This is a genomic window from Pseudomonas sp. K5002 (assembly GCF_013386655.1).
In the GTDB taxonomy this organism is placed as follows: Bacteria; Pseudomonadota; Gammaproteobacteria; order Pseudomonadales; family Pseudomonadaceae; genus Aquipseudomonas.
Window position 1 is genome coordinate 1 of the sequence record NZ_JACARK010000301.1, and the last position, 11,644, is coordinate 11,644.

The following is an 11,644-nucleotide window of genomic DNA, read 5'->3' on the forward strand; positions in this document are numbered from 1 at the left end:
TACGCCCCATGACCGCGTCAACGCCTACACCCAGGCCATGATGGACATGGGCGCCACCCTCTGCACCCGCAGCAAGCCCAGCTGCCTGCTGTGCCCGCTGGAAAAGGGCTGCGAAGCGCACCTGCTCGGCCTGGAAACCCGCTACCCGATCCCCAAGCCACGCAAGACCGTGCCCCAGAAGCGCACGCTGATGCCGATGCTGGCCAATGGCGAGGGCGCGATCCTGCTTTACCGTCGCCCCTCCACGGGCCTGTGGGGCGGTTTGTGGAGCCTGCCGGAGCTGGATGACCTGGCCGACCTGGAACACCTGGCCAACCAGCACTCGCTGGCGCTGGGCAAACTCCAGGAGCTGCCGAGCCTGATCCACACCTTCAGCCACTTCCAACTGGCTATCGAACCCTGGCTGGTCCAGGCCCAGGAGTCTGCCCATCACGTGGCCGAGGCTGACTGGCTCTGGTATAACCTCGCCACCCCGCCGCGCCTGGGCCTTGCCGCCCCGGTGAAAAAACTGCTGAAGCGCGCGGCTGAAGTATTGAACGCAGGAGTTCCGTCATGACCCGCACCATCATCTGCCGCAAGTACCACGAAGAACTGCCCGCCCTGGAGCGCGCCCCGTTCCCTGGCGCCAAGGGCCAGGACATTTTCGACAACGTCTCCGCCAAGGCCTGGGCTGACTGGCAAAAGCACCAGACCCTGTTGATCAACGAAAAGCGCCTGAACATGATGAACGCCGAAGACCGCAAATACCTGCAGGGCGAGATGGACAAGTATTTTTCCGGCGAGGATTACGCCAAGGCCGACGGCTACGTGCCACCTGCTGAATAATTGATCAAATTTGGGGGTTGGCCCGTAAGCGACGGTAATAATTAAATATTTTTTGAAAACTTGCTTGACGACCCCCTGAAAAACCCGTTTAATGCGCCCCGTTGCCCAGATAGCTCAGTCGGTAGAGCAGGGGATTGAAAATCCCCGTGTCGGCGGTTCGATTCCGTCTCTGGGCACCACTAATTAGTTTCAGGTGGTGCAAATGTCATCTGAAACACACAAAAAACCCGCCTGGTGCGGGTTTTTTGTTGCCTGCCGTTTTTGACTCCTTCAGCCCCCGCCCCGCATCAACGTCAACACCGCAACCCGCTCCTGCTCGGAGATGTGAAAACCACTCTCCTCCACGCGCGCAATCCAATCCTGCGCCGAGAGCGACTCGCCAAAACGCACCAGGCGTCCGTAGCGCCTGAACACAGCCTCCAGCACGCTGATCATCGAGGGGTAGCTGCAGCCTCCGTCGAAACAGATGCTGAGGCCGCCAAGCCAGGAACGGCCGATCACGTGGGCACTACCGACGCTCTCGGCACCGGCATACTCAAAATCCATTTTTACTGCTTCCATGTCGCACCCAAACTCATCACCACGAAAGTACCCAAGCCTAGCAGGCGCCTGTTTTGCGGCAGGCTGCAAAGCGCTCCAATCAGACCAACCGGTCATCCAGGCGGCGACCATACAGTAAGACGATCCAAAGTGCCGGTTATCAACACCTCATTCCGACCCCATTGATCCATCCTTAATTCCCCAGTGATCGCCACTCTCGTCGGCGTCACCACCGACAAGGATGTCAAGGCGACTGAGTCACTTCACCAGGAACACCAGCAGCGGGTTGTCATTCAACCGTCCATTGAACACCGGCGCCATGTGTTCCAGCGGCGTGCCGCTGAGCAATGCGGTTTGCTTGCGCTCCACAATCACCCAGGCGGGGCGCGGTAGCGTATCCACCAGCAAGGGTTGGTTGCGCCCGATGAACAGCGGCTGCTCGTCGTGATCCAGATTCATGATGTAGCGAATCGCCCAGGTGTCCTTGGCCAGATCGACGAACACCAGGGTCCCGGGATTATCGGCACGCAGCTTTTCCACCGCGCTTACGAAGTTCCTGGTGTCGAATTGCAGGTCCTTGGCCGGCTCCACAACCTTCACCAGCACCAGCCATTGGGTGGCCAGCGCAATCACGCTGAGCACCACTAGGCGCTGGCCGAGATTGCCCTGCAAACGGCGCCAGGCAATCACGGCTGCGAGTTGCAGCACGATCAGCACACCCACCAGCGCCGGCACTGAAACGTCCGGCCAGTAGCCGTGCTTGTGCCACAGATGCCGACAGACAAACACCACGACAATGCCCAGCACCGGCAGGACCGCCACCAGCCACTCATAGCCACGCCGCACGCCGAGCAACCAGCCCTGGGCCTGGAGCAAGCCATAGGCGGCCACCGCGGCAAACATCGGGACCATGGGCACGATGTAGTAGGCGCGCTTGAAGTGCGGCACCGACAAGCCCAGCAAAATCATCAGGCCGCAGGCGGCCAAGCGCAGCATCAACTGCACATCGGCATCGTCGTGGCGGGCCGACCATTTGTGGCGCAGGGCAATCATCGTCGCCAATGCCAGCGGCACCACCGGGAAATAGCGGTACAGGCTCAGCTTGAAGTAGAAGTAGAACGCCTCACCGGTTTCATCAAGGCGCCCGGTGAATTGCATCCGCAGCACATCATCGACGAAAGCATCGCCCCCGCTGATCCGCGCCAGTTTCAACAGCGCCCACCAACAGCCGGCCAGCAGGATCAAACCGACCACGCCGTGGGCAATCACCTTTTTCAGCAGTGCAATCCGCTCTTGCCGCGTACGAGCGGTGCCCAGCGCCCAGTAGACACAGGCCACCCCGCACACCTCGATCAACCCCAGCGGCCCGCGAATGGCAAACGCCACCACGAACAACGGAAAGATCGCATATTGGCGCAGCCGCGAGCCCAGGCGCTCACCGGTATGCAGCAGGTAGAAACACCCCAGGCACAACAACGAGATCATCTGGTCCAGGCACACCGAGCGCGACTTCTCCAGCAACTGGGCAGTCAATGCGGTGAGCAGCACCGTCAGCAGCGCCCACGCCCGGCCCGACGGCACCAGCAAGCGGTAGATCAGCGCCATGACCCCGGCAGACGCCAGGGCGGTGGGCATCACGTTAGCCAGGTCGTTGGGCGCGCCGAATAAACGGGCAAAGAGGTAGCTGAGGTAGGTCGCGGTGCCCGGATAGTCCGGGTAAGGCTCACCGTAGGTGGTAGGAAACAGGCTCGCGCCGTGGCGAAACATCTCTTGCATGAACACGGCCCAGCGGCCGTCGAAGCCCTGTGGCTGCTGGTCCCAGATGCCCAGGGTGAACAGCAGCAGGGCGATGAGGAAAATACCCAGCGATTCCATTCGAAAGCGATTGTGTTGATCCATTATTCAGCCTGTCAGGTGGGGTAAACCGGCTCATGTTGCCGAACGCCACCCTGAATAAGCCCTGAACGGAATCAAACATTCATCCGCCTAACGACGAGCGGGCCAGATCAGCAGCGGCAGCAGGCGGATATAGAGTAGCTCCCCTACCAATTCCACCAGGGTTTGCGTGATCACTGCGGCAGCAGCGAGCCCACGGATCTCTTCGGGTAACGCCAGCGCCAGCGGCAGCACCACCAGGGAATTACGCGTGGAGGCGCTGAAGGTGACCGCCCGCGCCGTGGGCGCCGATAGCTTGAACAGGCGCGAAGCCAGCGCCCCCATCAGCGGGGCCAGCAACAGGAAGCCGATATACACCGGGATCACCGGCGCCAGCAGGCCGATATCGCGGACCACGGCGGTGATCTGCGAACCGATCACCACCATCAGCACCAGCGCCATGGCCGGCACGGGCAGCCAGGCCCAGGCATCGTTCCAGGCACTGACGACCGGTGAGCGCCGGGACTGGGAAGTGGTCAGCACCGCCAGAATCATGGGGGCAACGATCAGCAGCAGGAAGGCCTCGACAAACGGCCCCACTGCAACCACTACCTGCGACTGCGCCCCCAGCATCAACCCCAGGTAGACCGGCAACAGCAGCAGTTGCAGCAACAACAGAATCGGGGTCGCTGCCAGCATCAACCGCGAGTCACCCTTGCCGATATGGGTAAACACCACCACGTAGTCGATGCACGGCGTCAACAGCACCAGCAACGCACCCACCAGGATCGCCGGGTGTTCCACCAGGCCCCGAGTCAGCGCCCACACCAGCAGCGGAATCAGGATGAAGTTGGCCAGCAGCAATGCGGCCATAAAGCGTTTGTTGCCCAAGCCCTGGCGCAGGTCCAGAAAGGGGATTTGCAGAAACATCGCGTACATCAGCACGGCGATGGCGGGCGTAACCAGGGCGGCCACACCTTGAGCCATGGAGGGCGCCAGCAGGCCAACAACGGCAGCCAGCACCACGCTGGCGAAGTAGATCGGGATCTGGTTTTGTTCGAGGGTGTCGCGGGTCATGGGCCGGCTCTGGTGGGCGAAAGGGTCTAAGCCTAGGCATCTGTGCCGCTCAGGTCGAGCCTCAGAAAAATCCCCGGGGTCTTCGTAGCAGAAATTTGTTAGTTTCGACTTCTCATAAAACTGCGCACGGGCCTTTGACACCCCATCGAAAGCGCAATGATCGAGCCTGTTCATGAACCTGCCAGCCCGAACTCAAGCCGAAGCATTCCGCGAGCCCACAGCCGATGGGCATTCCATCGGCGGCTTCACATGGCGCCATCCGCGCACAGACGTTGAACGCCCGGTCGTCATCATCAACGCCGCCACCTCCGTACGCTGCCGTCACTACTCACGGTTTGCCGATTACCTGTTTGCCAATGGCTTCGACGTCATTACCTACGACTACCGCGGCATCGGCGAATCCCGCAGCGGCTCGCTGAAAGGGTTCAAGGCCTCATGGTCCGATTGGGGCGTGCTGGACTTCGAAGCGATCCTGCAGCGGGCCCAGCGGGAGTTTGCCGGCCAACCGATTGATGTGGTCGGGCACAGTTTTGGCGGATGTGCGGCGGGACTCGGGGCTTCCGGCGCAGTGATTCGGCGCCTGGTGACGGTAGGCGCGCAGTTTGCCTACTGGCGCGACTACGAGGCGAGCGGGCGCTGGCGGATGCTTGCCAAATGGCATGTGGTGATGCCGCTGGTGACAGCGGTTTTTGGCTACTTCCCGGGCAAACGCATAGGCTGGCTGGAGGATACCCCGGCGGGCGTGGTACGCGACTGGAGTACGCCGACGCCGAGTTATGAAAAACGTCCGAGTGGGCGAGCCTTGCCCGAGTTGCCGTTTTCGCGGGTGAAGGCACAGATATTGGCCATCAGCATTACCGACGACCCGTTTGGCACGGTGGCGGCAATCGAGCGCCTGCTGGGTTACTTCGACGGCAGCGAGCGCACGCACCTGCGGATCGCCCCTGAAGATATCGGCGAAAAAGAGGTCGGACACTTCGCATTCTTTCGCAGCCAGTATCAGGATCGGTTGTGGCCGATTGCATTGGCTTGGCTGCAAAGGGGAGAGTTGGCCAACGGCACGCCGGGGCGCCAAGTGACGGATCGCACCTAGAAAGCCTTGGGATTTCTCCAGACCTGCGCTTCAATACCCCACCCCCAGATCCTGACACCAAGGACGTGAGCCCATGGCTTCGCCGAACAAGCAGCAAAAACGCGCCCACCGGGCAAAAGCCAAGGCCAAGCAGAATCGCACCCAACGCGCCGTCGCCACCAAGCCGGATGCCTTTGCCGGCGATGACAGCCGCATTGATCTTGAATCGGTGGATTTGACCGAGCTGTTCCTGGAGATGCGCACCGCTGGCGAAACCAGCCAGCAGGCGCTGTGTGCCGTGTTCCTGGCGCACCCGCTGCTGGCAGTGGTACTGGAGCAGGAAGGCGAAGAAGAAGCGACGGACTTTATCCTCGCGGCGCTGATCGAGTATCGCCAGTGGGCCACGGATACCGAGGATGAAGCGGCAGCGCTGGCGTGGATTGAATCGCCGGAATTCCAGGCCGATTACGTCGCGGCGTCACAGGCGCTTGTTAGCTCCGAAGGCTGATACAAAACGAAATGTGGGAGCGGGCTTGCTCGCGAAGGCAGTGTGTCAGTCAGCTCAAATGTCGACTGATCCACCGCATTCGCGAGCAAGCCCGCTCCCACATTTGATCAACGGTATTGCGACGAAAGCACTCCGTCAGTTAAGCACCGCAGCCCCAACCTTCCGGCCCTTGCGCCGACGCGACACCATCAGCCCCGCCGCAACTACCAGCAAGCTCAGGATCCCGGTGGCAATGATCTCCACCTGATGCGCTTCCTGGAACAACATGATCGTCAGCACGCCCACGATGAACACGATCACCGCATACGTCAGGCCCGGGAACAGCCACATCTTGAAGGCAATCTTCTCGCCCGCTTCCGTGCGTTTCTGGCGCATGCGCAGTTGCGACACGGCGATCACCAGGTACACCAGCAGCGCGATGGCGCCGGAGCTGGCCAGCAGGAACTCAAACACCGCCGCCGGTGCCACGTAGTTGGCGAATACCGCCAGGAACGCCGCGCCGGTAGACAGCAACACCGCCCAGTAAGGCGTGCCGCTCTTGTTGGTGATCTTGGACACCGCCGGTGCATCACCGCGACGGCCCAGGGAGAACATCATGCGCGAAGCGGTGTACAGCGCCGAGTTCAGGCAACTGGTCACGGCCACCAGCACCACCAGGTCAACGATCAGCTTGGCATTCGGGATGCCCATGCGTTCCAGCACGGTCTGGTAGGAACCGACCGCTGCCAGCGCAGGATCATTCCACGGCACCAGGGCCACGACGATGAAGATCGACACCAGGTAGAACAAGCCGATCCGCCAGATCACCGAGTTGGTGGCCTTGGAAATCTGCTGGCCCGGGTTCTTCGATTCAGCGGCCGCGATGGTCACGATCTCGGTGCCCATGAACGAGAACATGGTGGTCAGGATCGCCGCCAATACCGCGCCCATGCCGTTGGGCAGGAAGCCCTGGGTGTCGAACAGGTGCGAAACGCCGCTGACCTGACTGCCCGGCAGGAAGCCGAAGATCGCCAGGATGCCGAGGATCACAAACCCGATGATCGCCACCACTTTGATCAGCGCAAACCAGAACTCGAACTCGCCGTAGTTCTTCACACTGAACAGGTTGGTCGCGGTCAGCAGCAAGGTAATGATCAGGGTGAAGGCCCAGATCGCCACGCCGGGGAACCAGGCGTGCAGGATGGTCGCGGCAGCGTTGGCTTCCAGCGGAATCACCAGCACCCAGAACCACCAGTACAACCAGCCGATGGTGAAACCGGCCCAGTGCCCGATCGCACGGTCGGCATAAGTAGAGAACGAACCCGTGTCCGGCGATGCCACGGCCATCTCGGCCAGCATGCGCATCACCAACACCACCAGCGTACCGGCGGCGGCATAAGCCAGCAGCACGGCCGGGCCCGCCGCAGCAATCGCGTGGCCGGAGCCCACAAACAACCCGGCACCGATAACGCCGGCAATCGACAGCATGGTGACGTGACGCGGTTTGAGCCCCTGTTCGAGGTCATTGGAGCTTTGCGTACTACTCATTGACACACCTTTGCGAGGAATTGCGAATACGGTCCACCCGGTCTGGCGTCTTTCTCGTGAAAAGAAACCAACGGGGCGTTCTTTATTTTTTACGCAAGATTTGCGCCAAAATGTTACAGAGCCACGATTGACGCGGGCTGTAGGGAAACTCAATAGCTCTCGTAAGTCACTGACACTAATGGCATTCCGCTATAGCGTTACTGTGCGACTCACTTGAAAGACGAATCAGTGCACCAAAAACACACACAATTTGTGCGTGATGCCCCATAAAAGGGCTGATAAGGACCGTTCGCCGGTTTAAACCTTCCAACACCCGGCCAAAGCTGGCACCATCGCGCCCTTTTTTACGCGAAACCTGTAGGAATACTGGTTCAAACGGCTGTTCGGTTGTTGATGGCGCGACACACTGCTGTGCCGATGCGACACCCTGCCGCAGACCGTCTGTTTACCGCCTGCAGGGCTGTTGGCTGTCATCCGGACGCTATGCTAGCTTGGCGCCTCGCCAGGAAGGCGGGCCAACAGCAGGAGCGCAATGAACACAATGAGGACCGCACATGGCTGAGGCCACGCCCGCGCTTGAAATCCGCAACTTGCATAAACGCTATGGTGAGCTGGAGGTGCTTAAAGGTATCTCGCTGACCGCCCGCGACGGCGATGTGATCTCGATCCTGGGTTCCTCCGGTTCCGGCAAGTCCACGTTCCTGCGCTGCATCAACCTGCTGGAAAACCCGCACCAGGGACAAATCCTGGTGGCCGGTGAAGAGCTCAAGCTCAAGGCTGCGAAAAACGGCGAACTGGTGGCCGCCGACGGCAAACAGATCAACCGCCTGCGCAGCGAAATCGGTTTTGTGTTTCAAAACTTTAACCTGTGGCCGCACATGAGCGTCCTCGACAACATCATCGAGGCCCCGCGCCGAGTGCTCGGCCAGAGCAAGGCCGAAGCCACTGAAATCGCCGAAGCCTTGCTGGCCAAGGTCGGCATCAGTGACAAGCGTCATGCCTACCCCGCGCAACTGTCCGGCGGCCAGCAACAACGCGCCGCGATCGCACGCACCCTGGCCATGCAGCCCAAAGTCATCCTGTTCGACGAGCCCACATCGGCCCTTGACCCGGAAATGGTTCAGGAAGTACTTAATGTGATCCGCGCCCTGGCCGAAGAAGGCCGCACCATGCTGCTGGTCACCCATGAAATGGGCTTTGCCCGCCAGGTGTCCAGTGAAGTGGTGTTCCTGCACCAGGGCCTGGTCGAAGAGCAAGGATCGCCACAGCAGGTATTTGAAAACCCGCTTTCGGCGCGCTGCAAACAATTCATGTCCAGCAACCGCTAACGGAGCAACATGCATGCAGAACTATAAAAAATTCCTCTTGGCCGCCGCTGTTTCGATGGCGTTCAGCGCCACGGCGATGGCTGAAACCTTGAAAATGGGGATCGAAGCGGCCTACCCGCCGTTCAACAATAAAGATGCCAGCGGCAACGTCGTCGGCTTCGACAAGGACATCGGCGACGCCCTGTGCGCCAAGATGAAAGTCGAGAAGTGCGAAGTGTATGTCTCCGACTGGGACGGCATCATCCCGGCCCTGAATGCCAAGAAGTTCGACTTCCTGGTCTCCTCGCTGTCCATCACCGATGAACGCAAGCAGGCCGTCGACTTCACCGACCCGTACTACTCCAACAAGCTGCAGTTCATCGCGCCCAAAGCCAACAAAGACTTCAAGACCGACGCGGACTACCTGAAGGGCAAGATCATCGGTGCACAGCGCGCAACGCTGGCCGGTACCTACCTGGAAGACAAACTGCCGGACACCACCGCCAAGCTCTACGACACCCAGGAAAACGCCTACCTCGACCTGACTTCCGGCCGCCTGGACGGGATGCTCGCCGACAAGTACGTGCAGTACGAGTGGCTGAAAAGCAAAGACGGCTCCGCCTACGAATTCAAGGGCGACCCGGTGGTCGAGAGCGACAAGATCGGTATCGCCGTACGCAAAGGCGACCCGCTGCGCGAGCGCTTGAACAAAGCCCTGGCTGAAATCAAGGCCGACGGCACCTACAAGAAGATCAACGACAAGTACTTCCCTTTCAGTATCGAGTGATCCTGAATGGCCTGCCCGGCGTGCTCGCTTGAGTGCGCCGGTCCTGAGCTTTGCCTTGCGAAACGACTAAACCATGAATTTCGACCTCTACGGATTCGGCCCGGCGCTCGCCGCCGGCGCGCTGATGACCGTCAAGCTGGCGCTCACCGCCCTGTGCCTCGGGCTGGTGCTCGGGCTGGCCGGCGCCCTGGCCAAGACTTCCCCGTACAAGCCGCTGCAATGGCTTGGCGGCAGCTACTCCACCCTGGTTCGCGGTATCCCGGAACTGCTGTGGGTCCTGCTGATCTACTTCGGCACGGTCAACCTGATGCGCTCCCTCGGGGAGTTTTTCGGCAACCCCGACCTTTCCCTCAGCGCTTTCGCCGCCGGGGTGATCGCCCTGGGCCTGTGCTTTGGCGCCTACGCCACGGAAGTCTTCCGCGGCGCGATCCTGGCCATTCCCAAGGGCCACCGTGAAGCCGGTGTCGCACTGGGCTTGTCGAAGGTCCGGATCTTCACCCGCTTGATCATGCCGCAGATGTGGCGCATCGCGCTGCCGGGCCTGGGCAACCTGTTCATGATTCTGATGAAGGACACCGCGCTGGTCTCGGTGATCGGCCTGGAAGAAATCATGCGCCACGCGCAGATCGGCGTGACCGTCACCAAGCAGCCCTTCACCTTCTTTATGGTCGCGGCCTTCATGTACCTGGGCCTCACTGTCCTGGCGATGACCGGCATGCACTTCCTGGAAAAACGTGCCGCGCGCGGCTTTGCGAGGAGCACGCAATGAGTGGCGACTACAGCTGGCTGTCGCATTTCGACCTGGGCCTGAACTGGGCCGTGATCATCAAATGGCTGCCGAAACTGGCCCAGGGCGCAACCCTGACCCTGGAGCTGGTGGCCATCGCCGTGATCGCCGGCCTGCTGCTGGCAATCCCGCTGGGCATCGCCCGCTCGTCACGCCTGTGGTACGTGCGCACCCTGCCCTACTGCTACATTTTCTTCTTCCGCGGCACGCCGCTGCTGGTGCAGCTATTCCTGGTGTACTACGGACTGGCACAGTTCGACGCCGTGCGTGAAAGCTTCATGTGGCCGTACCTGCGGGACCCGTTCTGGTGCGCCACCGCCACCATGACGCTGCACACCGCCGCCTATATCGCCGAGATCCTGCGCGGCGCGATCCAGGCCATCCCGCCGGGTGAAATCGAAGCCGCGCGGGCGCTGGGCATGTCCAGGCCCAAGGCGCTGTTCTACATCATCCTGCCGCGTGCCGCGCGCATCGGCCTGCCGGCCTACAGCAACGAAGTGATCCTGATGCTCAAGGCCAGCGCCCTGGCCAGTACCGTGACCCTGCTGGAACTGACCGGCATGGCCCGCACGATCATTGCCCGCACCTACCTGCCGGTGGAGATCTTCTTCGCTGCCGGGTTGTTCTACCTGCTGATGTCCTACGTTTTGGTGCGCTTCTTCAAGCTGCTGGAGCGCTGGTTGCGGGTCGATGCCTGCCAGGGCCGCTGACGCCTTGTTGACGGGTGAGCAACTGCTCGCCCGCTTCCAGGCGCTGGATGTGTTCCTCACCGAACATCAAGGGCTGTGGCGACCACGGCCCTTTACCCATCTGCAATTGCCGTGGGAAACCCAGCATCCCGAACTGGCCCATTGGCTGCGCCAGCGCTCGCTGGCCGAAGCGGAAAGCAGCCATAACCAGCCTCACCACCTGCCGGCGCCTGCGCCTTTCCCTGAGCTGGCCATGCAGTCGCTGAATCTCAGCGCTGTGGATAACTTACCGTCCCGCCCGCTACCCGCCGCCCGTCATCGCCTGAACGTCGATGTACCCGGCCGCAAATGGCAGCAGATCGAAGCCTTCGGTGCCGCGCTGCAATTTCGCCAAACCTCCGAACACTGGCTAGACTGGTGTGCCGGCAAGGGCCACCTCGGCCGCCGCCTGTTGCAACCCGGGCAGCAACTGACCTGCCTGGAATACGACCCGGCCCTCATCGCCTCAGGGCAAGCCCTCAGCGAACACCATCAATTGCCCGTCACCCATCGCCTGCAAGATGTGATGGCCGACGTACAGATCAGCCGCGACCAAACCCCGGTGGCACTGCACGCCTGCGGCGACCTGCATGTGCGCCTGCTCCGGCTGG

13 protein-coding genes and 1 tRNA gene are annotated in these 11,644 nt (G+C 61.2%); 10 read left to right on the forward strand and 4 right to left on the reverse strand.

The genetic code is table 11. From position 1 onward, the window contains the following. The 3 genes from HX846_RS15350 to HX846_RS15360 all read left to right on the forward strand — a co-directional run. Positions 1 to 556: NUDIX domain-containing protein (locus HX846_RS15350; RefSeq protein ID WP_178965658.1), on the forward strand; the 556-nt coding region annotated here is incomplete at its 5' end. After that, positions 553 to 825 carry an oxidative damage protection protein gene (locus tag HX846_RS15355; protein ID WP_087693327.1) on the forward strand — a complete coding sequence of 91 codons (273 nt, stop codon included), beginning with the start codon at positions 553 to 555 and terminating at the stop codon, positions 823 to 825. The genes HX846_RS15350 and HX846_RS15355, both read left to right, overlap by 4 nt. Before the next feature lie 103 nt (positions 826 to 928). Then, positions 929 to 1,004: transfer RNA gene (locus HX846_RS15360), tRNA-Phe, on the forward strand. A gap of 91 nt (positions 1,005 to 1,095) precedes the next feature. On the opposite strand, the gene HX846_RS15365 is transcribed toward HX846_RS15360, so the two are convergent. The 3 genes from HX846_RS15365 to HX846_RS15375 all read right to left on the reverse strand — a co-directional run bounded on the left by HX846_RS15365 (position 1,096) and on the right by HX846_RS15375 (position 4,317). Beyond that, entirely contained in the window at positions 1,096 to 1,371 is a 276-nt protein-coding gene (locus HX846_RS15365; RefSeq protein ID WP_008435692.1) for a hypothetical protein, read from the reverse strand. 252 nt (positions 1,372 to 1,623) lie between these two features. Further along, on the reverse strand, positions 1,624 to 3,264 hold the full coding sequence (locus tag HX846_RS15370) for a glycosyltransferase family 39 protein (RefSeq protein ID WP_032899441.1): 1,641 nt from the start codon (positions 3,262 to 3,264) through the stop codon (positions 1,624 to 1,626). 87 nt (positions 3,265 to 3,351) lie between these two features. Next, complete coding sequence (locus tag HX846_RS15375; RefSeq protein WP_102367919.1) at positions 3,352 to 4,317, reverse strand: arsenic resistance protein; 966 nt, start codon at positions 4,315 to 4,317, stop codon at positions 3,352 to 3,354. Positions 4,318 to 4,489: 172 nt separating this feature from the next. Here HX846_RS15375 and HX846_RS15380 point away from each other — a divergent pair, with 172 nt between their 5' ends. Further along, entirely contained in the window at positions 4,490 to 5,410 is a 921-nt protein-coding gene (locus tag HX846_RS15380) for an alpha/beta fold hydrolase (protein ID WP_102367918.1), read from the forward strand. A 73-nt stretch (positions 5,411 to 5,483) separates the two neighbouring features. After that, the gene (locus HX846_RS15385; RefSeq protein WP_134325579.1) at positions 5,484 to 5,897 is read left to right on the forward strand and encodes a hypothetical protein; all 414 of its coding nucleotides are present in this window, start codon (positions 5,484 to 5,486) and stop codon (positions 5,895 to 5,897) included. 135 nt (positions 5,898 to 6,032) lie between these two features. Here HX846_RS15385 and gabP read toward each other — a convergent pair whose 3' ends face one another. Then, positions 6,033 to 7,424, reverse strand: coding sequence for a GABA permease (gabP, locus tag HX846_RS15390; RefSeq protein WP_003218057.1), 1,392 nt, complete (start codon positions 7,422 to 7,424; stop codon positions 6,033 to 6,035). Between the two features lie 554 nt (positions 7,425 to 7,978). Here gabP and HX846_RS15395 point away from each other — a divergent pair. From HX846_RS15395 to HX846_RS15415, 5 genes are all read left to right on the forward strand, one after another. Then, positions 7,979 to 8,752, forward strand: a complete 774-nt coding sequence (locus HX846_RS15395) for an ABC transporter ATP-binding protein (protein ID WP_003218059.1) — start codon at positions 7,979 to 7,981, stop codon at positions 8,750 to 8,752. A gap of 13 nt (positions 8,753 to 8,765) precedes the next feature. Continuing rightward, positions 8,766 to 9,518, forward strand: a complete 753-nt coding sequence (locus HX846_RS15400; protein WP_003218061.1) for an ABC transporter substrate-binding protein — start codon at positions 8,766 to 8,768, stop codon at positions 9,516 to 9,518. A gap of 73 nt (positions 9,519 to 9,591) precedes the next feature. Continuing rightward, positions 9,592 to 10,287 (forward strand): ABC transporter permease, encoded by a 696-nt coding sequence (locus HX846_RS15405; protein WP_003218063.1) that lies wholly within the window; start codon positions 9,592 to 9,594, stop codon positions 10,285 to 10,287. Positions 10,288 to 10,325: 38 nt separating this feature from the next. Continuing rightward, the gene (locus HX846_RS15410; RefSeq protein ID WP_032899447.1) at positions 10,326 to 11,015 is read left to right on the forward strand and encodes an ABC transporter permease; all 690 of its coding nucleotides are present in this window, start codon (positions 10,326 to 10,328) and stop codon (positions 11,013 to 11,015) included. Beyond that, the coding region (locus HX846_RS15415) for an SAM-dependent methyltransferase (protein ID WP_218645430.1) at positions 10,996 to 11,644 on the forward strand (649 nt) is incomplete at its 3' end. The genes HX846_RS15410 and HX846_RS15415, both read left to right, overlap by 20 nt.

Coding starts and splice junctions, on each gene's coding strand:
- HX846_RS15355 (WP_087693327.1), top strand. CDS start 553: ATGACCCGCACCATCATCTGCCGCAAGTACCACGAAGAACTGCCCGCC.
- HX846_RS15365 (WP_008435692.1), bottom strand. CDS start 1,371: ATGGATTTTGAGTATGCCGGTGCCGAGAGCGTCGGTAGTGCCCACGTG.
- HX846_RS15370 (WP_032899441.1), bottom strand. CDS start 3,264: ATGGATCAACACAATCGCTTTCGAATGGAATCGCTGGGTATTTTCCTC.
- HX846_RS15375 (WP_102367919.1), bottom strand. CDS start 4,317: ATGACCCGCGACACCCTCGAACAAAACCAGATCCCGATCTACTTCGCC.
- HX846_RS15380 (WP_102367918.1), top strand. CDS start 4,490: ATGAACCTGCCAGCCCGAACTCAAGCCGAAGCATTCCGCGAGCCCACA.
- HX846_RS15385 (WP_134325579.1), top strand. CDS start 5,484: ATGGCTTCGCCGAACAAGCAGCAAAAACGCGCCCACCGGGCAAAAGCC.
- gabP (WP_003218057.1), bottom strand. CDS start 7,424: ATGAGTAGTACGCAAAGCTCCAATGACCTCGAACAGGGGCTCAAACCG.
- HX846_RS15395 (WP_003218059.1), top strand. CDS start 7,979: ATGGCTGAGGCCACGCCCGCGCTTGAAATCCGCAACTTGCATAAACGC.
- HX846_RS15400 (WP_003218061.1), top strand. CDS start 8,766: ATGCAGAACTATAAAAAATTCCTCTTGGCCGCCGCTGTTTCGATGGCG.
- HX846_RS15405 (WP_003218063.1), top strand. CDS start 9,592: ATGAATTTCGACCTCTACGGATTCGGCCCGGCGCTCGCCGCCGGCGCG.